We start from the raw sequence: 24445 nt of genomic DNA on the forward strand, positions 1-24445 counted from the left end.
AACAATTAGTAGTCGCCTGATAACTCTTCATTATGAAGAAACTTCAATGGTTTACCAAACACATGTTGATAAATAACATTGTACGCGAGTACGTTTTGTACGTAAGCACGAGTTTCATAAAATGGGATAGTGTCTATCCAGCTATCAATTTCAATTCCTTTATTGCCTTTTTTCTTTTCGGCACTCACCCATCTATCCACGCGATGTGGACCGGCATTATAAGCAGCTGTCGCTAATACTCGATTACCATTATAACGGGTTAATAGCCCATTAAAGTATGCAGTACCTAACTGAACATTAAGCTCTCCCTGATTTAACTGCTCTACTTTATTGTATTCTGTTAAACCAATTTTTTTTGCTGTTTCCTCTGCCGTTTTAGGCATCAGTTGCATATAACCACTCGCACCTACAGGAGATTTAGCATGCTGGTCAAAGCTACTCTCACGTCGGGTTATCGCATAGATATAGGTTGGATCAACATCATATTGTTTAGCGGCCTCTACAAATATTTCAGCTTTTGCATTCGGGAAACGAATATTTAATGCATTCCAGCTTTTAGAGTTAATACTCGCTAGCACTGATAAATATGGCCAATCTTGATTGTAAGCATACAAACCTAATTGCTGCTGTTTAGCTTTACTCTGATTACTGAGTAATCGTTGCCATTCTCTTTTAGCTGAAATATTTAGGTCATGGTAAAGCAGCTCTTCAATCACAGATAGCTTAGCTTCTAATCCTTTTAGGCTGCCTTTTTTTTCAACAATAGCTTGTGCGTTAAGTGAAAAATCTACACCCAGTTTTTGAGCGGCCATAAAACCATGGAAATTACGATTTTTAGCAACTTTGTTATACAAAGCCTCTGCTTGATCTGATTTCCCAGCATGCTCTAAAACACGTGCTTGCCAATATAACCAAGCCGATGAATTACGTTTATCATCTGGTAACTGCGAGATCCAAAATTCGATGTTTTTCCAATCATCACGCTTAATCGCATAACGAATACGCTGCTCAATCAAGGATACATTACCCAACTTCCCTAACTCTTTATCTAACCAAGCGAAGTATTGAATTTTACCACGTTGAACGATAATACGAGCAAATTGTGTTTTTAACTGTTTTTCTTCACTCTTAGTAAAGTTAACTTTTTTGCTATAAAAATTGTAAAGCTCCATCGCTTTTCCTAAATCTTTATTAGCTAAGCGCTTTATTGTGGGTACTAAGAAGCTAAAACTACTTGCAGATCGTGAATTGAAAAGATCACTGTTTAACAGAGTTTCTGGTTTTTCATGTAGATTGTATAATTGCTTGGCTAAAGCGAGATTTTCTTTATTCATTCTGGCCATTAAAAAGCGCATTAAACCACGTTTATTACTCACGTAACCTAACTCAAAACGTTGCCATATATCATTTTGTGTTAACAGGTCACTATTTTGGTAAAAAACATACACATCATCACATGCATTTGGCAGAGAGGTGCTAGATAACCAATATTTCTGCGCATCAGGCCACGCTTTTTTAGCGTTGCCTGTTGCAATGGCAGCCTGCAAATAATGACACTTTAACTGTCGATTATTTGGCATTCTTGGATAGGCCACCATAAACTGCGCCCAATCCTTCTCTTTTGATAGGTGGAAAAGATAACTACGCTGCAGATCTTCTGCTGCGATCTTGCCTTTATTATTTGCAATATAATCTAAAACAGCTTGATCACTAACCGTATCAAGATTAGCTCTTAAATAATAATATTTAGCCAGATACGCTAATGAATAATCATCAATTTTTTGAATGTTTTGATTGGCTTTTTGCCACTCTTTTTTCTCTTGTAATGCTAAGGTTTCAGTAAAAATATCTCGTTGAGCATCTAAACTTAATGCACTCACGAAGCTTGATGTTGAAAATAACAAACACCCTAAGATTAATCTCTTCATAACACCTCAACATAAATAATAAGTAATTAAAACATCATTTCACAAAACAACTGACGATAGCAACTCTTGCGTATAACTATGCTTTGCGTTTTCAAATATTTCAGAGGTAGTCCCCTGCTCTACTACCTCACCAGACTTCAATACTAATACTCGGTGGCTAATTGCCCTTACCACAGATAAATCATGACTAATAAACAAGTAACTTAATCCTAGCTCTTGTTGTAAATTCTTCAATAGCTCAATAATTTGTTTTTGAATACTTCTATCTAATGCTGAAGTGGGTTCATCTAACACAATTAATTTAGGCTTTAATACCAACGCCCTTGCAATGGCAATACGTTGTCGCTGCCCGCCAGAAAACTGATGGGGATATCGGTTAGCCGCCTTACTATCCAAACCTACTTTTAATAGTACTTTTTGTACCTGTTGTTCTACTGCTTGCTCACTCAACTTATTATGCTGGTTAAAAACTTGCAAACCTTCTGCAACAATATCACGCACCGACATTCTTGGGCTCAAACTCGCGTAAGGATCTTGAAACACAATTTGCAATTGTTGACGTAACAACTGCAACTCATTTTTAGGTAACTGTCCTATTGTTTCTCCTAAGTAAACCACTTGCCCAGTATGCTTATTTAACTGAAGCAATGCCTGTGCCAAAGTGCTTTTACCTGAACCACTTTCACCAACAATGGCTAACGTCTCCCCAGCGTGAATAGTTAAAGAAACATCCTTTACTACCTGCGCCGATTTAATGACTTTTCCCCAAAAATTTTTCTTAGTGGGAAAACTGACGTTAACCTTGTACGCACTTAACATTACTTTAGGATCAACCAATTCAGGCATTTCACCTTCAGGTACTGCATTTAACAAGGTTTTAGTGTATTCATGCTGTGGCGCAGTAAATACCTGCACTGTTTTTTGATACTCAACCTGTTGCCCTTTACACATAACTAGAACGTCATCAGCAAACTGCCTAACAATATTCAAATCATGGGTAATTAATAAAATACCCATATTGAGTTTCTTTTGTAACGTCTTCAATAACGCCAATATCTGCTTTTGAATCGTTGCATCTAACGCCGTTGTAGGTTCGTCAGCAATTAATAGATTAGGTTCATTTGCTAATGCCATAGCAATCATCACTCGTTGACGTTGTCCGCCAGATAACTGATGAGGATAGCTATTCAAGCGTTCTTCAGGGGTTTCTATACCAACTAATTTGAGTAGTTCTATGCTCCGTAATTGTGCTTTCTTTCCGGTTAATCCTTTATGTAACAAGAGAGTTTCACCAATTTGTTTTTCAATGCTGTGCAACGGGTTTAATGAGGTCATTGGTTCTTGAAAGATCATGCTGATTTTATTACCGCGGATTGCCTCCAACACTTGTTCAGGCTCTCCGAGCAATGGTCGACCTTGAAAATGGATTTTACCCGCTGGATGATGAGCATGTGGATAGGGTAATAATTGCAGAATAGATAATGCGGTTAGTGATTTTCCTGATCCACTCTCGCCAACAATCGCTAATGTTTTACCTTGTTCCAAAGTAAAACTAACACCGGATAATATAGACTGTTCAGCAAAACTAACGGCTAAATTATCAACACTTAATAGAGGCGCTTGTTCACTCATAATGTTTTCCTCGGATCAAATGCATCACGTGCAGCTTCTCCAATAAATACCAATAACACTAAGATGCTCGACAGAGAGATAAAAGCGGTAATCGCTAACCAAGGTGCATGCATATTATCTTTCCCTTGGGAGATCATTTCCCCTAAAGATGCCGATCCTAAAGGCAAACCAAAACCTAAAAAGTCTAAGGAAGTTAACGTTGTTAACGCACCAGTAAACAGGTAAGGCATAAAAGTGAGTGTCGCAATCATAGCGTTGGGTAAAATATGTTTGAACATGATTGTTCTGTCTTTAACACCTAATGCTTTTGCTGCCTTTACGTAATCCAGATGGCGGCCGCGTAAGAACTCCGCGCGAACCACACTCACTAAACTAGGCCAGCTAAACACAATCATTAACCCTAATAACCAGGTGAAGGTCGGTTCAACAAAACTAGCCAAAATAATCAGCATAAACAGCATAGGTAAACCTTCCCATATTTCTAGTAAGCGTTGCCCTAATAAGTCTATTTTACCGCCGTAATAACCTTGGATAGCGCCAACAATGACGCCAATCACTGAGCTCACTAAAGTTAAGGCTAGTGCAAACACTACAGAGATACGAAAACCATAAATTAAACGGGCGACTACATCTCGCCCTTGATCATCGGTACCTAACCAATTCACCGCATCTGGTGCTGAAGGAGCTGCGCTAGTGAGTTCATAATTAATGGAGTCATAATAAAAAGGGATCAAAGGCCAAATCATCCAACCTTCTTGGTTAATTTTATTAATCATATAAGGGTCACGATAATCGGTGGTGATATCAAAATTCCCACCTAACTCTTGCTCTGGGACATCCTCAATCACAGGAAAATACCAGTTTGACTGATAGGACACCATAATCGGTTTATCGTTTACCCAAAGCTCTGCAAGCAAACTTAAACAAAATAAAATAGTAAAGATCCACAGTGAATAATAACCACGTTTATTGGCTTTGAATTGAGTCCAACGTTGATGATTACTCGGGTTTTTCCGCATACGCTGCCAAGTTAATAGTAACGACATTATTGGCCCTCAAAAGTAATACGTGGATCAATTAAGGTGTAGGTAATATCACTAATTAATTTCAACACTAACCCCACTAAGGTAAAAATATACAAGGAGCCAAAAATAACTGGATAGTCGCGAGAAATAACCGATTCAAAGCTTAATAACCCCAATCCATCTAATGAGAAAATCACTTCAATCAACATAGAGCCAGTAAAAAAAATCCCAATTAATGCAGCAGGTAACCCAGCTAAGACTAATAACATTGCATTTCTAAAAATATGCCTATACAAGACTCTATTTTTAGAACAGCCTTTCGCTCTAGCGGTTATCACATACTGCTTATTAACCTCATCTAAAAAGGAGTTTTTCGTGAGCATAGTTAAGGTAGCAAAACTGGCTAATACACTGGCTAGAATCGGTAAGGCGAGGTGCCAAAAGTAATCTTTAATTTGTGCATACCAAGACAGTTGCTCAAAATTATCGGAGGTTAAACCACGCAAAGGAAACCAACTAAAATAGGAACCACCAGCAAAAAGCACCACTAAAATAATCGCAAAAATAAAGGCTGGAATAGCATAACCAATGGTAACTGCAGTGCTGGTCCACACATCAAAGCGGCTACCGTGACTAGTGGCTTTTTTAATACCTAGGGGAATGGAAATAAAGTAGGCTAATAAGGTCGTCCATAAACCCAGGGAAATCGATACTGGCATCTTTTCATAGATCAAATCAATCACGCTTTTATCACGATAAAAACTATCGCCAAAATCAAAATTGATATAGCGCCACAACATGGAAAAATAACGCTCATATAAAGGTTTATCAAAACCATATAACTTTTCTAAAGCTTTAATGTACTCAGGGTCCACCCCCTGCGCACCTCGATATTGACTCTGTTTACTTGCCCCCTGCTTTATCTCACTTTCAGTGCTTGCAGTAAGACGATTACTAGCATTAGCATCAATTCCTTGATACTTAGCAATGGCTTGTTCCACTGGCCCACCAGGAGCAACTTGCACAATAAAAAAGTTAAGGGTCATGATCCCCAATAACGTTGGAATAATTAACAACAACCTTTTTAAAATATATTGCTGCATCTATTGTCTCTTTTCATTATTTTTAGGTGTTACTTCCTTTGACCACCAAGTATCTAAGCCAAGCTCGTAATCGGGAGCGATCTTCGGGTGCTCAAATTTATCCCAATAGGCAATGCGAGATGCCGGTAAATACCACTGAGGGATCACCATATCCTGCGACAATAACACACGGTCTAGCGCTTGAGTTGTATCCACTAGCTGTTGACGAGTGGTCGCAGTAATTAACTGTTTAGTTAAGGCATCGATCACAGGGTCACAAATACCTGCCCAATTCGATGTGCCCACTTGATTAGCACTGTCGCATCCCCAAAAGCTTGCTTGTTCATTACCAGGGGAAATAGATTGCCCTTTGCGTAATGAAACAAGATCAAACTGGAAGTTGTTTAAACGATTAATGAATTGTGAAATATCCACTAAGCGGATATTAGTTTTAATGCCTATTCTTTGTAGGTTACGACGGAATGGGTGAATAATCCGCTCAAAGTCTTTGCTATACAGTAAAAACTCAAAGCTCAATTGCTCACCTTGCTGGTTTTGCATTTTACTGTCTTTTAAGGTGTAACCCGCCTCTGCTAATAATGCAACTGCTTGGCGCATCTGCACTCTCACGTTGCCATCACCTGATGTTTTGTTATTCGTTAAAGGCTGAAAGACTGATTCAGGGAGCTCTGATTTGTAAGGGGTTAAAATCGCCTTTTCAGCTTCGCTAATTTTTGTTCCTGTCGCTAACTCAGAGCCGGAGTAAAAACTGTCTATACGTGTGTACGCATTGTAAAACAGGGTTTTATTTGCCCATTCAAAGTCGAATAATAATGAAATCGCTTTGCGTACTTTAGGATCTTTAAATTTATCTCTACGTAAATTAAACCAAAAGCCTTGCATTCCCTGTGGGTTTTTATCAGATATTTGCTCTCGTTTTATTTTTTCGCTATCAAATTGTTCGCCAACATAACCTGTTGCCCAACGTTTAGAAGAGCTTTCTAAACGATAATCAAAAGCGCCCGATTTAAAGGCTTCAAAGGCCACTGCATCATCACGATAATAATCAAAAATAAGACGATCAAAATTGTATCGCCCTTTGTTAACGGGTAAACCTTTTGCCCAATAATCTTCATTACGTTGATAAACGATCTGCTTACCAGCATCAAAACCTTCAATACGATAAGGTCCGGATCCAAGCGGAATAATCAAACCACTTTTAGCAAATGCTTTATCCTGCCAAAAGTGTGCTGGGAAAATAGGGATTTGACCAATAATTAAAGGAAGTTCACGATTACCAGTCTCTTTAAATTTAAAAGTCACCTGTAACCTGCTATCAACCACAACCTGCTCAACCCCAGCGTAATAGGAACTATAATGAGGCGCACCTTCTGTGGTTAATATATCAAAGCTAAATTTTACATCCTTTGCAGTAATTGGCTGACCATCTTGAAATTTTGCATTAGGGTTAATTAAAAAACTCACTGAGCCAAAGTCATCCGCAACCTTCACTTTTTCTGCTACTAATGGATATAAACTAAAAGGTTCATCACTGGATTGCTGTAATAATGTATCGTAGATATAAGAAACACCTTCTGCGGCATTTCCTTTTACTATAAATGGGTTGAGTGAATCAAAGCTACCTATTGAGGCTTGTTTAAATGTCCCTCCCTTAGGAGCATTTGGGTTCACATAATCAAAATGCTGGAACTTGAAATCGTACTTTACATCCCCATACATACTAATAGCATCAGCCCAAGATTGACCATGAGAAAAAAAACTCATTGTAAAAAGGGTGCAAAATATGTAACTGTGTATATGCTTAATCTTATTCATAAAACAGAATAGCTCTAATAAAGTGATTATATAAGAGCATTAAAGATATCAAATGATTAAGTTATTGAAAGACTTTTAACCACAAATAATAGGAGATGTAATCTGAAATAAAGAATAAAACTAATTTACGCTTTCACAGACTAAGTACGACAATTCAGCAAGTAAAATTGCAATTTTTTTTCAAAAAAATATGCTTAGTTCAAAGAATAAATTGGTTTATCGAGAAGGCTTTCTAGATGTGACTTTCATCACATTTAAATTAAATTGAAAAGCCTAATCTATTACTGAACACAATAAGTGTATAACTAAAAGGTGTCCTAAATGAGAATTGAAATTACTAGCAAACAAATGACTATCACAGACACAATGCGCGCAAAAGTAGAGGAACGCTTCGAAAAGTTACAGAAACTACAAGTTTCACTGATTAAACCACATTTCATCATCACCAAAGAGCCTAAGGGTGTCAAAATTGAAGGCACAATTGGTGTTCCAAACGGTAAAATTTTTGCTCATGCTGAGCATGACGACTTATATGTTGCTATCACGCAATTATTCCAAAAAATTGAGCGTCAATTAAACAAACACATTCATAAAGATGAAGCAAACCGAGCGAAAAATAACGGTAAAGAGTTATGTCGTAACGGTGAAATTTCAGGCGAGCCGATAGAAGAGCCAGAGGTTGAAATTGAATCAGATGCTGAAATCAAAATGAACAAAGAATTTGCTGCATAAAGACTGCATTTAAATTAATGAGTCATTAACACCAAGGAGGCTATCAGCCTCCTTTTTTGATCTCTCATTTAAGCTCGATTCACTTTCTTAATAGTTATACCAATCTGTAAAATTAACTGGTGAGTTTCATCCAATCTCTAAAGCATATACTTTTCACTCTTATAGGGATGCTGAGAAAGTCATTTCATGCTTTATATGTTTCATCAATAATACCGAAATAGGTAAATCAATTAGATCATATTTTTACTATGATTGGTATAAATCAAAAACAAAATTAAATTCAACACATAAACATGCAGGCTGAAGCCAGCGCCCCTAATATTAAGCTTCGCTTAATGGCTATCGCCGCTTATGCCAATCTGTAAAATTAACTGGTGAGTTTCATCCAATCCATAAAGCATATACTTTTCACTCTTATAGGGGGCTAAGAAAGTCATTTCATGCTTTATATGTTTCATCAATAATACCGAAATAGGTAAATCAATTAGATCATATTTTTACTATGATAGGTATGAATCAAAAACAAAATCAAATTCAACACATAAACATGCAGGCTGAAGCCTGCGCCCCTAATATTAAGCTTCGCTTAATGGCTATCGCCGCTTATGCCAATCTATAAAATTAACTGGTGAGTTTCATCCAATCCATAAAGCATATACTTTTCACTCTTATAGGGATAAAGTCATTTCATGCTTTATATGTTTCATCAATAATACCGAAATAGGTAAATCAATTAGATAATATTTTTACTCTGATTGGTATGAATCAAAAACAAAATCAAATTCAACACATAAACATGCAGGCTGAAGCCTACGCCCCCTAATATTAAGCTTCGCTTAATGGCTATCGCCGCTTATGCCAATCTGTAAAATTAACTGGTGAGTTTCATCAATAATACCGAAATAGACCAATCAATTAGATCATATTTTTACTTAGATTAGTTTTTCGGTAATAAAAAAGGAGGCTATTGCCTCCTTTCGGTAATATCGTTGATATTACTTATTCTCATAATGACGATTATCATGTGCTTGCTGTAACATCACACGACTTTCATCTAAGAATAATGATGAATAATCACCCATCCAGTTAGTAACTGATTTAAAACGCTCAATAAACTCATCTCGATTTTGATTTTCCAATAGTTCGATCGCATCAGAGAAATGTTTATGGTATCGCTTGATCATGGTTAAGTTATTTTTTTGCGATAGGATAATATCAGCATATAAAGCTGGCTCCTGCGCAAATAAACGCCCTACCATTGCTAACTCTAAGCGATAAATAGGTGAACTTAGATCTAATAATTGCTCTAGATCCGCATCTACTTCTTGCAGATGAACACCATATACGAAACTAGTGAAATGACGTAGTGCTTGGATTAGCGTCATCGACTCATCATGTGTAGGTGCCGCTACAGGGTAAAGATGTGCCCCCCAGATCTTCATCTGTTCAATTAACCATTGGTAGTGTTCTTCACCGCGTCCATCACAGTACACAATAACTTGCTTTGCAAAACTAGAGATATCAGGACCGAACATAGGATGAAGACCAACAACAGGGCCTTCATGGACCGCTAACATCTCTGTTAATGGTTCGTCTTTAACACTGGTAATATCCGCTAAAATACAATCTTTAGGGAGGAAATTAAGCTGTTTAATCACATCCGTAGTTACATCAATCGGCGAACCAACAATCACTAAACCTGCTTTGCTACAAATAGCTTCTGCTTGATCCCAGTTAGCACGTCCTAAAACATCTACTTCGTAACCCGATAGTTTAAACATTTCAACAAAACGTTGGCCTAATAAACCGTTACCACCAATGATCACGATACGCTTCATTGCTGGGTTAACTGTTTTAAAGCCTGTTTCGTTTTCACTTGCATAAGACTCACGCATGGTACGGCGTAAGATATCTTCAATCAGGTTCGCAGGAACCCCTTTAGATTCAGCTTCTTCACGACGTTTAGCTAACATTGCAGCTTCACGATCTGGTGCATAAATAGGTAAACCATGTTTAGTTTTAACCTCACCTACTTCACCCACTAAGCGTAAACGCTCAGCTAATAGATCAATGATTTGCTGGTCAACAGCATCAATTTGATCTCGTAATTTACTTAAAGGCATAATTTACTTCTTATTTATTCAAGACAGTATCTTTTAATGATACAGCCGCTTGCTCTAATAATTCACAGGTAGTTGCCCAATCAATACAAGCATCCGTTACTGATACACCGTACTTAAGATCTTCAACTGGTAGTTTAGTTGGCTGATTACCAGCATTAATATTACTTTCCAGCATAATACCAATAATAGACTTATTACCCGCAACAACTTGTTGGAATACATCTTTAGCAACCAATGGTTGTAATTCATGGTTTTTACTAGAGTTTTCATGACTACAATCAACGATTAGAATCTCTTCCATATTCGCTTTTGCTAACGCTTGCTCTGCTAGTGCAACGTTGATTGAATCATAGTTTGGTTTACCGCCACCACCACGTAAAATAACGTGACCGTCTTTATTACCAGCAGTTTGTAGTAATGCACTTTGACCTGCTTGGTTAATACCCATGAAACGATGTGGAGATGAAGCTGATTGCATTGCATTTACAGCCGTTGATAAGCTACCGTCTGTGCCATTTTTGAAACCAACTGGTGTTGATAAACCACTCGCCATTTCACGGTGTGTTTGTGATTCAGTGGTACGTGCGCCAATCGCAGCCCAACTGAATAAGTCACCAATGTATTGTGGACTGATTGGGTCTAATGCTTCAGTCGCAATAGGTAGACCTAACTCAGAAATCCAAAGCAGAAGTTCACGTGCTTTTTTAAGACCTGTCTCAATATCAAATGAATCGTCCATATGAGGGTCGTTAATCAGACCTTTCCAACCGACTGTTGTACGTGGTTTTTCAAAATAAACGCGCATAACAATATATAAGGTATCTTTATATTGTTCATGTAACTCTTTCAAACGTGTTGCATAATCTTTTGCAGCTTCAATATTATGAATCGAACATGGACCACAAATAACTAAAAAGCGATGGTCAGTTTTATGAACGATGTTAGAAATAGTTTGACGAGATTCATTAATGAATTGATACACACTATCAGAAGCGGGCAAAGACGCTTTAAGCTCTGCAGGTGTAATTAAAACAGTTTCTGATTGGATGTGGATATTTTCATTTTTTTGCGTAGTCATTTTGCTCTCATAGACAATTAATAGTGAAAATATAATAGCATAGCAAAATAATAGATCATGTGATTAAACCGCGGAGCTCAAATAAATGCGGATTAAATTAAATTAATGCCGCTATTTACCTGTTTTATTTTACAATAAAATATAATCTTGCTTATCTAACTGTGTTAAATAACGAGATAGGGACACCAAAAGCTCCTTCTAACCAGTATGTTTATTATCAATATTTACTCAAATAAGGTATGTACTACACTATGTCAGTTATCACTTCTCATGTAATGACCTCCTGGTCGGAAATAAAAACATTACAAACTGACTGGAACCCCTTATTAGAGCAATCCGATGCAGATAATATATTTCTCACCTGGGAGTGGATGGAAAGTTGGAAAGATACCTGCTTTGCTGACACAAAATTATTGTTTATTGTATTAAAAGAAAATAACAAACCGATTGCGATTGCCCCTTTTTATATTCAGCCTTACCAACTCCTTAAGACATTAACCTATCAAGTATTACGATTTGCAGGGGATCAAGGGATCGGCTCTGAGTACTCCAACTTTATTGTTAGAAAACAAGATAGTGTTAATTTAAAGCAACAGCTTTGGCAGACACTACTAGCAAAACAAACAAGCTCTCATTGGGATCTTATTTGGTACACGAATGTCAGCAGCTGGACAACTGGTGGTCAAAGCTTAATAACATCACTACAACAAACTCCTGAACTACGTTTAGCGTCACGTGAGGTTGATTTCGCTAATACCAGCTTAAAATCACTATCCCTGTCCCTGCTACCTGAACTATCAAAAAGCTTACGTACTAATATAAAGCAGACTCAAGGTTATTTATCGAAGTTAGGAGAGTGGCAAGTAAGCTATTGTGAAGACCCTGTATTACTTAATAAAAGTTTGCAGCAATTATTTGAACTACATAACTTACGCTGGCAACGTACTGGTCTTAAAGGATCCTTTCAGCGACGCCCAGAAATGGCTACCTTCTATCAAGACTTTACAAGAAAAGCATTACATAAAGGTTGGTTAAGATTAGCTGAATTAACATGTGACGATAAAACCCAAGCAGTACAAATTGGTTATGTATATCGCGGGCAATTTTTTGCCTTACAAGAAGGTTTTAATCCAGACTTCCAAAAAGGCACAGGCCAAGTATTACGTTATCACGTCATGCAAAGGTGTATTCAGGAAGGCTTAACGGATTATGACTTTTTGGGTCAGTATACAAACCACAAAAGGCGCTGGTTAGCTAAACAACGCAATGGGCAACATCTACTTATTTGGCCAAATAAGCTGAAAAACACACTCTTTAACTTTTTCACTATTTGGCCAACGGGAAAATACCTTAAACCAGTTAGATTAAATAAATGACTTAGTTTAAGGCACCGTTTATTTCCAGGCAATACTCGTAACAAACTCACTATTACCATTAATATCAGCGGAAAGTACTAAAGTAGTAATTGGCACTTTCTGGTGGTAGCCTCGACTCAACCAACCTAATGAAGGTGTCTGTTTATCGTCACTAGGAACACCTTGAACCAATGTAGCTTTAACTTGTTCTGGCAAGCTGATCACGACTTCATTATCCCCTAAAGTTATATAACAACTTCCTTGATCAAGACGTATATCCTGACAAGCTTCAGATAAATGAAAATAGATGGCAATATCATGTTGCGCTGTTGCTTTGACATAGTCAGTGATCACTATCTGTTGTTGCGTAATATCTAATTCAATATCACGTTGATGGGTAACAGGTGATGGTAGGCGTTGATAACCATCATGTGCAGCCACTATTTTTCCACCACTTTTCGAGGGTGACCATTCAATACAAGTTGACTGCGCATGTGACTCCCACATAAATGGGCCCGTCATTACAGATTGATCAAGTCCATCAACTTCTAGCGTATTATGTGCTTGTGTTTTACGAAAGTGGTTGCGCCATTCAGGGAAACTAAAGTAATCATAAGTACCTGTATCCACAAATAAATCATGTTGATTAATACGCACAACACAACTTAAAGCATCAGCATGACCATGCGCGGCTATTGCCGTATAACCTAACTCCGCGACATCCATTAAGATACTCGCCTGGTTATTATCACTAACCTTACCTGCTTGTAATAGGTAATAGCCAGCATCTTCAAAAGCAATGGAATTTAAAGCTGAGTCAACAACCACCCCTCGATTGATTTTTGCTTGCCTATTATTAAATAGCCAAAAACTTGATTCACTACTTTTAATCTGAGGAGAGGCAAAAAGTGGATCATCATAAAAATGCCCCATCACATCTGTAAGTGCATTAATATCATGTACATGATCCCCAAGATCTAGCACATAACCATCATCTTGATCACCTAACATAGGGTAATGCTCACCGCCTTCAGCAATGCGAACAACGAACTGTGATAAACTTTTTAAGGTTTTCCAATACCTATCAGAAAAATCATCATCACTCCATTTACCTGTTAATCCTGTAACCAGATAAAATTGCAATACAAAAAACTGATAACTAAAAGCATGCTCTTTAGTACAACCATCATCAAAGGTTTGCGCAACCATTTCTCTTTCTAATATTTGTTTGCTCGTATCTTTCCACGTAGCGGCATCTCTTAACATTGAAAAGTAACTAGCTGCAATGTAAACACCCGCCGCTTCACCCACCAAATGGTTATTCGCTGAAGTTCCTTGTGAAAACTTACTGCTCACATCACGACAATGAAGAAAAACACTTTCTAGTAGGCGTGCTTTAAAGTCTCCGACAAATAAACCACTCTCTTTAATAAGATCAATGGTCCATACCCAGTTAATTAAACGAATCGCTAACTCTAAAGGACTGCGCCAATTCATGCCTTTACCGTAGGGGTTTTGATCTAACCAATGAGTCATCTGTGCAACGGCAGCTTGTGCATATTGAATGTCACCAGTCACTTGATAGGCTCTTGCTAATACCACCATTTGATGGTGACGATTGGGCTCCCAGACTAGCTTACAGTCACCATTGACCTTAAAGTCACGATAATTAACGTCCAATATATGCCCAGTATTTGCGTAGATATTCGCACTATGATCTTTATGCCAATTAATAGGGGTTTCTAGGTGCTTATTGTGTAAATCGAAATAACTTAATTTATTTGCCATCACCATCTCAGCTTTAGCTAATAAAGGCGCCTTCCACTCAGTATTATAAGCAGATAGTTGACCGGTAAACACAGTAAAACCAGGGTTAAAATCTGAGCCAGATTGATAACCTTTAACAAACTCCGCTTTAGACACCCAATTAAACTGCACTCTTATACGCTCAACCCAAGCTGCAGATAATGAGATAATCCGCCAAGTGATTTCACTCAAGCTCATCATCTGAATGCGTTTAATATACCAAGTAACAGTTTGCATTGGGTTTTCTACCTAAAATTAAGATTGATTTGAATTAAGATAAGTGTCAATAAACTCACTTAATTGTTGTTCAGCCATTGCTTGATTTTCACCGTCAAAGTCAAAGCTAACTGCGACTAGAGTAGCCCCAGGTTTCCCTATTAACGCCGCTTTAACTTCCGCTAATTTAGCCATTTTTTTATCGCTAGTGACGGTCTCATTAATGACATACCAAGATGCAACCAAACGGTACCTGTGTGCCGATCTTTTTAATACCACTAAGTTCGCTTGTGACAAACTTGAAGAGCCAGGCACTGCTAATTTTTTCTCTGCTATTTCTGTCCAAAAGTCTTCATCAAACAGGTAATTTTCTACAAAGATCATTTCGCTAGCTTGCTCTTGTTTATAGTAATCAGCTAGATAAACCTGAAAACCTAATGACTTATCAATGTAATAGGAGAATCGCTCTTGAGTGGCGCCTTGTGAATAAGGTTTCCAGCTTGGGCTGTAGGGTTTATCACGACTGACTAATTGATAATTATCTAAGCTTGGTTCAACAAAAGCATAATTTTCATCATATCGAGACGGGATCCAGTAAGAAGCTGCCACAAAAGTAATTAAAACAATTAAAGTAATAGACGCCTGTTTTTTATTCAAAGAAGACTCATCACTAGTTTCAGGCTGAATAAGCTCTTGGCTCTCATCTTCAGGTCTTTCTTCAAAAAAAGTACGGGCAATATAGATAAGTGGAATTAAACAAACAGCAAACACAATCCATCCAAAGGTGAGGTGATCATGTACGATGAAATGATTCATCTCAGTATATGTGCCCACTACGATGATAATCATCACCCTTAACCAGTTGGCAATAATAGCAATCGCTAAACTAATAATTAAAAAATTTAGGGTTCTTTTAGTGGACAACTTATTAAAGTAGCTTACACAAAACGCCAGTAACGCCGCGACCATAAAAAAGCCTAAACCAGAACAAGCTGGGTCAACATCGAACATACCACCCGCTGTCGATAATCTATAATGGTCACGGTCTACGGCAATGCCTAGTAACTCAGGTCCCCAAACTCCAGCTTGAGTTGACAGCTCACGCAAAGGCAATTGCAGCATGTTCCAAACTGGCATTATCAATAACAGCATCAATAAGGGGATGAAAAAAGCTCGCAACATTTTCCAACCATAAAAACAAAAAAACAAGGAAACGAGAGTGCTATAAAAAGCTAATTGCTGTAATTGTTGGATACTGGATAATAATGCCACTAAGAAAACAAATAGACTAAACACTAGACAGGCTAAAGCCAGACTGTAATGCCCTTTGGATAAATTAGTTGCTTGTAAACGATGTCGCTGGAGATAAAAAACATACACCACGACAATAATCCCTAAAAAGCCGTGACTATAGGGTCCATCACTGTTCCATTCGTCGAAGATAGTGAGTAAAACAAGTGTGTTTACAGCAAATAGAATAATCAATGAGATAGTAAACAGGCTTTGTACTGAAATCTTTTTAAACAAAATAAGCCCCTACAAAAGCTTGGTATAATTGAATTGTGTTCACGGCGCTAGCACTTCGTTATATACAGCAATCGTGCGTGCAGCTACCTTTTCAACATGGTAGAGATCTCTCGCTAGTTGTTTAGCTTTAAGGTGCATTTTCCTAGCCAGTTTAGAATCATTTAAAATTAACTCACATTTGTTCGCGATATTGTACTCATCAAAAGGGTTAATTAGATAACCTGTTTCACCATGTTTGACCATATATGGCATGCCGCAACGATTTGAAGTTACTACTGGCACACCTACCGCCATCGCTTCTTCAATGCCCATAGGGGAGTTTTCTTCCAAAGAAACTAAGCCATAAATAGCTGCCTGACATAATTCAGCCTGAACCTCTTGTGTTGAGATTCGCCCTAAAAGTATGACTCTTTGTTGTAAGTTATTTAACGCAATAAATTCCATTAATTGCGTTGCATAATCTTGATCAACAACACCACCAGCAATTCTTAATTCAACCTCAACACCTCTATCAACAAGTATTTTAACTGCTTTAACTAGCTGTATTACGTTTTTACGAGGTGAAATCACCGCTGAAGTAAAGATCACATTCTTGCGAGGCTCTCTTGTTAAATCAAAAAACAGCTCAGAGATAGGATTATCTATATCAAAAATATGTGCTTTGGTGACACCGGTTAATCGTTCTCTCACATAAGGGCTAATGGAAATTATATTGGGTTGCTTACGCCAACTGGATTTTTCTATTATTTTCCAAATTTTAGAGCGCAATACATTAAACTTCCCGTTCGCTAATAACGTATCACCATAAATAAACCCATGGACCGTAAATACTTTAGGCATATTTAAATCTTTAACCATAATGCCATAAGTATCATGCGCATGAATTAAATCAGGGGATATTTCTTTAACCTTACCTTCGATTAACTGCTTACCTTTCTTTAATGCATTGATTAGCTCACTTCCAGCAGGTTTGGGAATTCGATGAATAGTTGTACTTTCAAGCTTTTCAGTAGACTCGGTTATAGTATCAGGGCACAAGGTGATGACATGTAATTCAAATTCAGAATAAGCTGCCAACGCAGGAACTAAATTAACACTGACGGCTTCAACTCCACCGTGCGGCCTGTCTATATCAATAGGAAACTGTGTAACAAACGCTAATTTTATTGGCATTATTCCCACCTTACATTGACAATTCAGTGAAAATAGCTTCGAAACGTTCCATTACTTGATCAACAGAGTGATTCTTTACATAATATTCACGTGCATTGTTAGAGTATTGTTGCCATAACTCAGGATTCGAACAGAGCTTTTTAATACCCGAGACTAAGTCGTCTTTTGTGACGGCATCAAAGCCTAGCTGACGGTCTCTGATCAAGTGGTCTGGGTCAAAGGTAGAAACAATAGGCAGCCCTTGGCTCCATGCCTCTAAAAAGGTATTAGGAAACCCTTCATAAACCGATGAACAACAAAATACGCTTGCACTGCGGTATAAGTTCGGCATGTCTGCACGAGCAACCATCCCCAGATAGGTTACATTGTCGAGACTATTCATTGTGTTTAAAACACTTTTAAAATAAGCGTCTTCTTGTTGAGGGCTACCTCCAACAATAAAGTCATATTCAGGTAAGCTCTTTGCTACCTCTAAGAATAACTCTAAACGCTTACTTTCATGGATCCTAGCGGCCCATAAAATGGAGGGAGATTGTTGGTTTAATATAATTTGTTCATATTCATCATGACGAGGGCCTGGACATGGCATAGGCATGATCTCAGAATTAAGTTTAAAACCCGACTTTAGAGAGTTCATCTGTTTTTTAGTTTGCGATAAAATATAATCTGCATTGTTCAAACCATAACGATACAAGATCCTTTCTCGATAGGTATTCATTACTGGTAAATTATAATCTGCATCAGAATCATTAGCTAAAGAGTATAAAAATTTTTTATTATTCTGCTTGCACCATAGGGCAACTTGACCCGTTATATATTCACCACAGTTTTGATAATAAACATCAGCATCAGCACGTTTCATGGCAGCAATTAACCCCGTCCAACGAGGGTGGAAAAAACGAAGTCCTTTTAAACCTGCATTTTGACGACATATTTTAATAACATGAATGCCGTCTATGACTTCATCTTGATCACTGCCTTCTGCCCAAGTTAACAAAGATACTTTGTGACCTTTTGCCACTAACCACTTTGCCATCAAGCTCGTTTGTCTTTCTACACCGCCTATTGACCCCTGACTTCCACCAGTAACAGCACCATAAGCAAAATGAGACACGAGACAAATATTTAGCATGATAATTTACAACCCTAACAATAAAATAGATAAAACGAGATAATCATTATTTCGTATTAAGCAGGAATAACAGTTCAGGAATTTTTTTATGTGCAGGAAAATTAAAGCGTTTTAATGTCATTAAATCATCCTTTGATTGACATAATCCAACATCCGTTGAAAATGCAGCTTGATAACCAACTTCTTTGACTAGTTGCTTAGAAAGCTTATTATAATTGCCATTAGGATAACAAAAATAATCACATTTGACTGCTAATTCCTTTTCAATACAGACTTTTGATTGCTTTAACTGTGATAATATTTTGCTTTCTATTAAACAATCTAAGCGTAAGTGATCCTGAGTATGACTAGCAACATCAATACGATTATCAGAGGTCAATTTTTTTAAAATTTCCCATGAAACAACCGCAGACCAATCATCTTCATGACAAATATCTTTTAAAGCAGATCCTGAACGCTCTTCTAAGGTGTCACATAAAGAATCGAATAAGTAATTAAGCTCAATATCATCACTAAATTTACCCTTGCAAATATCCCGAAACTTTTTATAACTGTCAACCAAGGCATCGCGGCTTGTTGCATCAAATGTATAAACATCATCTTTATGGGTCAAAGAAAGAACCTGCCCCATATTCTGCTGCAAAGCATAATCTAAACGGTCAAACCAAAAAGGAAGCCCTGAATTAACGTGATTCGTTACAACAAATATAACTGGCTTAATATCGTATTTTTCACAAATAGGCAGCGCATAATCAATATTATTACGGTAACCATCATCAAATGTAATCAATAAAGCATTATCAATAGGTGGAATTTTATCACTTAAGATATCGATAGATTGCTGTACGGTAATAAAATTATAATGCTGGGAAAGCATCTTTAGCGTTCGGTCAAATTCTTTAACGGAAAGTTGCTTACGCAATGGAGACCAAACAGTTTTGGTATCAGGGCCCATGACACCATGTACCATTAACACACAAATTTTATGACGATTTTTGTGGTGAAGAAGCTTTAAAAAACCTGAGTAATATAGAGCTTTGATAAAACTAATTTTTATAATGTTTTTAAGTTTCATAATATCAAATCATATTTACTTCTATAAAAGCTCACCATGAAAATTTACCGTTAGATTTAGATATTCTATAACCTAATATCCACCTTTTCTTTTGGTAAAATATACTTCAAATCATAAAGAACATGTTCTTTTTTACCTAATTGTCTAATTTCATCAGCCCCCATTTTTTTAAATTGCTCATGAGCAACAGCAATAATAATGGCGTCATATCTGCCTTTTTTGGGGCCTTCAGTTAATGTTATATTATATTCTTCGAATGCCGACTCAGGTGAACACCATGGGTCATAGATATCAGGGGTAATATCATATTCTTTTAAACCTTTAATAATATCAACCACTTTAGTATTTCTTAAATCAGGGCAATTTTCTTTAAAAGTTAATCCCATTAATAAAACTTTGGCATCTCTGATATGAATTCTTTTCTTTAGCATCTCTTTTACAAGTCTTGAAACAACAAAGTCCCCCATACCATCATTTATACGTCGCCCCGCAAGTATCATATCTGGATAATACCCTGCAGATTCAGCTTTATGCGTCAAATAATATGGATCAACACCAATACAATGCCCACCTACCAAACCAGGTCTAAAAGGAAGAAAATTCCATTTAGTTCCTGCTGCTTCTAATACATCTAATGTATCAATACCTAGCTTATTAAAAATAATAGAAAACTCATTAATCAATGCAATATTGATATCTCTTTGCGTGTTTTCAATTACCTTAGCAGCTTCCGCTACTTTAATAGAGCTAGCTTTATGAGTACCTGCAGTAATAATCGTTTTATAAAGATCATCGACAATTTCAGCAACTTCAGGTGTTGAACCAGCTGTTACTTTGAGAATATTAGTGACTCTATGTTCCTTATCCCCAGGATTAATTCGCTCGGGGCTATATCCAGCAAAGAAATCTTTATTAAAAGTTAAACCAGATACTCTTTCAACGACAGGTATACAATCTTCTTCAGTCGCTCCCGGGTAGACGGTCGACTCATAAATAATAATGTCTCCACGACTTACTACTTCTCCTAACATTTCACTAGCTCTTATTAACGGAGAGAGATCAGGTTGTTTATCTTTATCTACAGGAGTAGGAACCGTGATAATATAAATATTAGCGTTTTTTAAGTCGGTATGTGATGAGCTATAAATTAAGTGAGGGGATTCACTTAATTCTTGTGAAGTACACTCTAATGTTGAGTCAACCCCTTTAGATAAAGCAATTACCCTTTCAGAATCAATATCAAAGCCTAGCGTATTAAATTTTTTGCCAAACTCAACCGCAAGTGGTAAACCAACATAACCAAGTCCAATAATTGCAATTTTTGTAGTAGACGTATCAAGCACTTTTTAATTTCCTTCCTGTTAATATGAGTTATACACATAACTTTTATTAACCTTGTAAAAAACATATGGAATAATAAATTTAGCGATTTAATAGCAAAGCTTGATATTGATTGAATATCCCTTCAACATAACTTTCTATTGTAAAATTAACTAACTTTTCTTCTGCTGCAGTACAAAATTGTATTTTTAATTCTGAGTCTATAATTAAATCTAGTATTTTCTTAGATAAGTCGCTGACATTCTCACGCTCGAACAGAAAACCATTCACTCCATCTTCTATAATACCTGGAATTCCTCCTGTATTTGTTCCAATACAAGGAATTCCTGCAGCCATTGCTTCTATTAATGCAGCTCCAGCCCCTTCTGACCTAGATGGAAAAATAAATATATCGCTAGCCTTTAAAATATTTGGAATATCACTTCTATTACCAGCGAAAACAACACTACCTTGCAAATCATTAACTTTGATTAAGGTGACTATTTTATTATAAAAGGATTGAGATGTTGTTTTCCCAACAAGTAATAGCTTTGCCTGTGGTATTTTTTTACGTACTTCCACAAAAGCTTGAACACTTATATCCCAACCTTTTACTTCTGCAAAGTGCCCAACAGAAACTAGCACAAGGTCACTATCTTTAAATTTAAACTCTTCACGTATACCAACACCTGTTGCTGATAAGTATTTTTCAACAGGTACAGGCGCATGGATTACCTTAATTTTATTTTCAAAACCGATTTGCTCAGAGACCTCTTTCTTAACAGCATCACTTATTGCAAACACTTTATCTGCACACCAGCAGGTAACTCTTGTACTCGGCATAACCTTACGAATACCTGTCAGTTTTACATTTTTCTCATAAGCAGCTGACATTGATAATTTAGACCAGATTTTCACTCTTACATTAGCAAGGAATGCTCCGACAATTGGACTCGTATGATCATTATGACAATGAAAAATATCGCACTTTATTTTTTTTAAAAATATAAACGTTCGGTAAATGCATCCAAGATCAAAACTTTTTTTTGACCTTGGTAAATAAACAATTGTACAACCAGCTTCAATCATCGGTTCAATCAAATGAACGTCTTCCGGTTTCTTAGATAAAACCAGCCAATTATTCATCCCATTAGCATTACATTTTTCAATTAGCTTTAGCGTTCTCAACCATTTAGAAGTAGGAGTAATAGGAAAACCTCCCCAGTAATGGACAATATTTATAACATTATTCAAAATGCCCTACCTATTAATAAAAGAGTATCATTTAACGATTTTATATCACAAGAAAATATATAAATTATAAAAAATTAAATATTGTGTGATTATGAAAAAATAACTATTAGCTGCAACAATGCTAGGTGAGCTAATTTTAATATGTTTAGAGAAACAAAAAATACCTATAAATATATAAATTAAAAGCAAATAAGGTATTTCAATCATCTAAAAGTATATGTTGCATATAATACATACACTTAATCGTAATTAAGCTTTAATTTAAAATAAAATTTATTAACTAATGACTTAAAATAGAGCAACAATACTTTGCTTTTTATTTGGAAAACTATGATTTATTCAAATTACTTCTATAATCATTTTAAGCACAATTAAACTTATTTAAAAAACAATCTATAAGAGTATTTACGCATGGAGCAAAGATGAACAGTCTATCAAAATATATATCATGTTATCTATTAACATTTCCAGCAATAAGCTTTGCTTTTGAATATCCTCTTGGTATACCTGAAGCTTGGATATCGCCTGATGTATCAGCCCCCACTCCCCCTTCAGATTGGACATCTGAAATAACTGATATGTACTATATTGATGCTTCAGATGCGAGCTGCTCAACTAAAGTCACTTATGGTTCTGAAAGTGAGCCTAGGTGTCGATTCCCTTCTTCAATGGCGGCTGGTTCGTATGTTGAGATACATGGTGGGCCATATGAATACACTAGTACAATTTATCTTAAATCGGAAGGAACTGAGTCTGAGCCTGTTTGGGTAGTTGGTGCAGAAGGCAACTCAATAAAAATGTCTCTGGTATTATATGGAACTTACCTATATGTAGACAATTTAAATATCAGTGGGGATAAAGGGATTTCTGCTCGACCTTATCGTGACCTGCAAACGGACCATATAATGGTACGTAACACTATTATTACGGGCACAGGCTCATTAGCAAATGGCACAACAGGCATTGCTGCAAAAGGTAGCAGTGGTTTACAGTTTGAAGGTTTTATTGCCTATAACAATACCATCTCATATATGGGTGATTCGGAATCTGAAACAGAAAATGATCGACATGCTTTACAAACTGGAAGCTATATTAATAATGTATGGCACTTATATAATACCACTCACCATAATGGTGGAGATGGAGTTCAATACTCTCATGGGGGTGTAGATGCTCATCATTTTTATTATGGGGGTAACACAAGCTATAGCGAAAGAGAGAACTGTGTAGACATAAAACAAGCTGATGATGTAATCATTAGTAGTAATACTTGTTATGATATTGAAACATCTTCATCTTCCCCAGGTGAGTGTATGGTCGTTCATTATGACCCTAGTAGGATTTGGTTCATTAACAATGATATATCTGAATGTATAACGGGTATAAAATCAACTGGTGCTTTTGATGTTCATATTACGGGTAATAATATCCATGGCATGAAAGAAAGTGCTAGCGAAACACATAGTGATATATCTAGTTATCAAACTGGTGTAGGCATTACAGCTTACAATACCGGTAATATTTACATTAGTAACAATACTATTACAGATGCAGTTAGAGGCATCGCCTATGAAGCAGTTTCTGGATATGAAGCTGATATAAAGAGTAATATCATAGCAAATCTACACGATGGCGCTTATACAGGAAATAGCCAATATGCGATAATGCTAAAAGGAGATGATACCACTGTCGATAACTCTGATATTGAAAACAACCTTTTCTATAACCCCATGAGACTTCATATTGATGGGAAAACATACACTGATTTAACTTCATTAGTTTCTGCAGGAAAATGTAATGATAACGGGGGTAGTTGCCTTGATACTGATCCGAGCTTTTTAGATGATAAAAGTTATAGCTTATCTTCAAGTTCAGCAGCTATAGATAGAGGCAGTAAAGCTAGTTCTTATGCAATATACGAAAACCTTTATGGAGAATCAATCACTTCAGACATACTAGGCTATGTAAGAACAGATGCAACTATTTGGGATATTGGAGCTTATGAGAGCTCTACAGGAGGGCAATCAGATTCATCTTTATATAATTTACCTGATGCCCCTGAAATCTTAAGCATCGATATAACAAATTAGTTGATTAGAAAAATACAAAGCAGGTTAAAGAACTATAAATCTTGTTTAACCTGCACTTAAG

The 24445-nt window shown here is 36.7% G+C and carries 17 protein-coding genes; 3 read left to right on the top strand and 14 right to left on the bottom strand.

Features of this window, described 5'->3' with window-relative positions:
- Positions 1-5: 5 nt before the first annotated feature.
- From DS885_RS01185 to DS885_RS01205, 5 genes are read right to left on the bottom strand one after another with little or no spacing between them, the layout of a single operon-like run.
- A complete protein-coding gene (locus DS885_RS01185; RefSeq protein WP_113817578.1) occupies positions 6-1928 on the bottom strand; it encodes a transglycosylase SLT domain-containing protein in 1923 nt (640 codons plus the stop codon).
- A 39-nt stretch (positions 1929-1967) separates the two neighbouring features.
- On the bottom strand, positions 1968-3560 hold the full coding sequence (locus tag DS885_RS01190; RefSeq protein ID WP_113817579.1) for an ABC transporter ATP-binding protein: 1593 nt from the start codon (positions 3558-3560) through the stop codon (positions 1968-1970).
- Entirely contained in the window at positions 3557-4606 is a 1050-nt protein-coding gene (locus tag DS885_RS01195) for an ABC transporter permease (protein ID WP_113817580.1), read from the bottom strand. The genes DS885_RS01190 and DS885_RS01195 overlap by 4 nt, the downstream gene beginning before the upstream one ends.
- Positions 4606-5688: a microcin C ABC transporter permease YejB gene (locus DS885_RS01200; RefSeq protein ID WP_113817581.1), complete on the bottom strand. Its 1083-nt coding sequence runs from the start codon at positions 5686-5688 to the stop codon at positions 4606-4608. The genes DS885_RS01195 and DS885_RS01200 overlap by 1 nt, the downstream gene beginning before the upstream one ends.
- Positions 5689-7452 (bottom strand): extracellular solute-binding protein, encoded by a 1764-nt coding sequence (locus DS885_RS01205; RefSeq protein ID WP_258546812.1) that lies wholly within the window; start codon positions 7450-7452, stop codon positions 5689-5691. It abuts the gene before it with no gap.
- A 372-nt stretch (positions 7453-7824) separates the two neighbouring features.
- Here DS885_RS01205 and hpf point away from each other — a divergent pair, with 372 nt between their 5' ends.
- Positions 7825-8235 carry a ribosome hibernation-promoting factor, HPF/YfiA family gene (gene hpf / locus DS885_RS01210; protein ID WP_113817583.1) on the top strand — a complete coding sequence of 137 codons (411 nt, stop codon included), beginning with the start codon at positions 7825-7827 and terminating at the stop codon, positions 8233-8235.
- A gap of 995 nt (positions 8236-9230) precedes the next feature.
- Here hpf and tyrA read toward each other — a convergent pair.
- Both tyrA and DS885_RS01220 read right to left on the bottom strand, forming a co-directional pair.
- Positions 9231-10358 carry a bifunctional chorismate mutase/prephenate dehydrogenase gene (gene tyrA, locus DS885_RS01215; RefSeq protein ID WP_113817584.1) on the bottom strand — a complete coding sequence of 376 codons (1128 nt, stop codon included), beginning with the start codon at positions 10356-10358 and terminating at the stop codon, positions 9231-9233.
- Positions 10359-10368: 10 nt separating this feature from the next.
- Positions 10369-11436, bottom strand: coding sequence for a 3-deoxy-7-phosphoheptulonate synthase (locus tag DS885_RS01220; RefSeq protein WP_113817585.1), 1068 nt, complete (start codon positions 11434-11436; stop codon positions 10369-10371).
- Between the two features lie 251 nt (positions 11437-11687).
- Here DS885_RS01220 and DS885_RS01225 point away from each other — a divergent pair, with 251 nt between their 5' ends.
- Entirely contained in the window at positions 11688-12812 is a 1125-nt protein-coding gene (locus tag DS885_RS01225; RefSeq protein ID WP_181817671.1) for a GNAT family N-acetyltransferase, read from the top strand.
- An 18-nt stretch (positions 12813-12830) separates the two neighbouring features.
- On the opposite strand, the gene DS885_RS01230 is transcribed toward DS885_RS01225, so the two are convergent.
- From DS885_RS01230 to DS885_RS01260, 7 genes are all read right to left on the bottom strand, one after another.
- Positions 12831-14834: an alginate lyase family protein gene (locus DS885_RS01230; RefSeq protein ID WP_113817587.1), complete on the bottom strand. Its 2004-nt coding sequence runs from the start codon at positions 14832-14834 to the stop codon at positions 12831-12833.
- Between the two features lie 18 nt (positions 14835-14852).
- Entirely contained in the window at positions 14853-16340 is a 1488-nt protein-coding gene (locus tag DS885_RS01235; protein ID WP_113817588.1) for an exosortase C-terminal domain/associated protein EpsI, read from the bottom strand.
- Positions 16341-16379: 39 nt separating this feature from the next.
- Positions 16380-17513, bottom strand: coding sequence for a glycosyltransferase family 4 protein (locus tag DS885_RS01240; RefSeq protein ID WP_258546813.1), 1134 nt, complete (start codon positions 17511-17513; stop codon positions 16380-16382).
- A 10-nt stretch (positions 17514-17523) separates the two neighbouring features.
- Positions 17524-18645 carry a glycosyltransferase family 4 protein gene (locus tag DS885_RS01245; protein ID WP_113817589.1) on the bottom strand — a complete coding sequence of 374 codons (1122 nt, stop codon included), beginning with the start codon at positions 18643-18645 and terminating at the stop codon, positions 17524-17526.
- A gap of 46 nt (positions 18646-18691) precedes the next feature.
- Positions 18692-19720 (bottom strand): polysaccharide deacetylase family protein, encoded by a 1029-nt coding sequence (locus DS885_RS01250; protein WP_258546814.1) that lies wholly within the window; start codon positions 19718-19720, stop codon positions 18692-18694.
- A 65-nt stretch (positions 19721-19785) separates the two neighbouring features.
- The gene (gene tviB, locus DS885_RS01255) at positions 19786-21063 is read right to left on the bottom strand and encodes a Vi polysaccharide biosynthesis UDP-N-acetylglucosamine C-6 dehydrogenase TviB (RefSeq protein WP_113817590.1); all 1278 of its coding nucleotides are present in this window, start codon (positions 21061-21063) and stop codon (positions 19786-19788) included.
- Positions 21064-21142: 79 nt separating this feature from the next.
- Positions 21143-22294 carry a glycosyltransferase family 4 protein gene (locus DS885_RS01260; protein ID WP_113817591.1) on the bottom strand — a complete coding sequence of 384 codons (1152 nt, stop codon included), beginning with the start codon at positions 22292-22294 and terminating at the stop codon, positions 21143-21145.
- A gap of 422 nt (positions 22295-22716) precedes the next feature.
- Between DS885_RS01260 and DS885_RS01265 the strand changes: the two genes are divergently transcribed.
- Positions 22717-24384: a hypothetical protein gene (locus tag DS885_RS01265; protein ID WP_113817592.1), complete on the top strand. Its 1668-nt coding sequence runs from the start codon at positions 22717-22719 to the stop codon at positions 24382-24384.
- Positions 24385-24445: the final 61 nt, after the last annotated feature.

Source organism: Psychromonas sp. B3M02 (assembly GCF_003318165.1).
Classification (GTDB): domain Bacteria; phylum Pseudomonadota; class Gammaproteobacteria; order Enterobacterales; family Psychromonadaceae; genus Psychromonas.

Bases quoted from the DNA above. Each gene is read 5' to 3' on its own strand.
- DS885_RS01185 (WP_113817578.1), bottom strand. From the start codon at position 1,928: ATGAAGAGATTAATCTTAGGGTGTTTGTTATTTTCAACATCAAGCTTC.
- DS885_RS01190 (WP_113817579.1), bottom strand. From the start codon at position 3,560: ATGAGTGAACAAGCGCCTCTATTAAGTGTTGATAATTTAGCCGTTAGT.
- DS885_RS01195 (WP_113817580.1), bottom strand. From the start codon at position 4,606: ATGTCGTTACTATTAACTTGGCAGCGTATGCGGAAAAACCCGAGTAAT.
- DS885_RS01200 (WP_113817581.1), bottom strand. From the start codon at position 5,688: ATGCAGCAATATATTTTAAAAAGGTTGTTGTTAATTATTCCAACGTTA.
- DS885_RS01205 (WP_258546812.1), bottom strand. From the start codon at position 7,452: ATGAGTTTTTTTTCTCATGGTCAATCTTGGGCTGATGCTATTAGTATG.
- hpf (WP_113817583.1), top strand. From the start codon at position 7,825: ATGAGAATTGAAATTACTAGCAAACAAATGACTATCACAGACACAATG.
- tyrA (WP_113817584.1), bottom strand. From the start codon at position 10,358: ATGCCTTTAAGTAAATTACGAGATCAAATTGATGCTGTTGACCAGCAA.
- DS885_RS01220 (WP_113817585.1), bottom strand. From the start codon at position 11,436: ATGACTACGCAAAAAAATGAAAATATCCACATCCAATCAGAAACTGTT.
- DS885_RS01225 (WP_181817671.1), top strand. From the start codon at position 11,688: ATGTCAGTTATCACTTCTCATGTAATGACCTCCTGGTCGGAAATAAAA.
- DS885_RS01230 (WP_113817587.1), bottom strand. From the start codon at position 14,834: ATGCAAACTGTTACTTGGTATATTAAACGCATTCAGATGATGAGCTTG.
- DS885_RS01240 (WP_258546813.1), bottom strand. From the start codon at position 17,513: ATGCCAATAAAATTAGCGTTTGTTACACAGTTTCCTATTGATATAGAC.
- DS885_RS01245 (WP_113817589.1), bottom strand. From the start codon at position 18,645: ATGCTAAATATTTGTCTCGTGTCTCATTTTGCTTATGGTGCTGTTACT.
- DS885_RS01250 (WP_258546814.1), bottom strand. From the start codon at position 19,720: ATGAAACTTAAAAACATTATAAAAATTAGTTTTATCAAAGCTCTATAT.
- DS885_RS01265 (WP_113817592.1), top strand. From the start codon at position 22,717: ATGAACAGTCTATCAAAATATATATCATGTTATCTATTAACATTTCCA.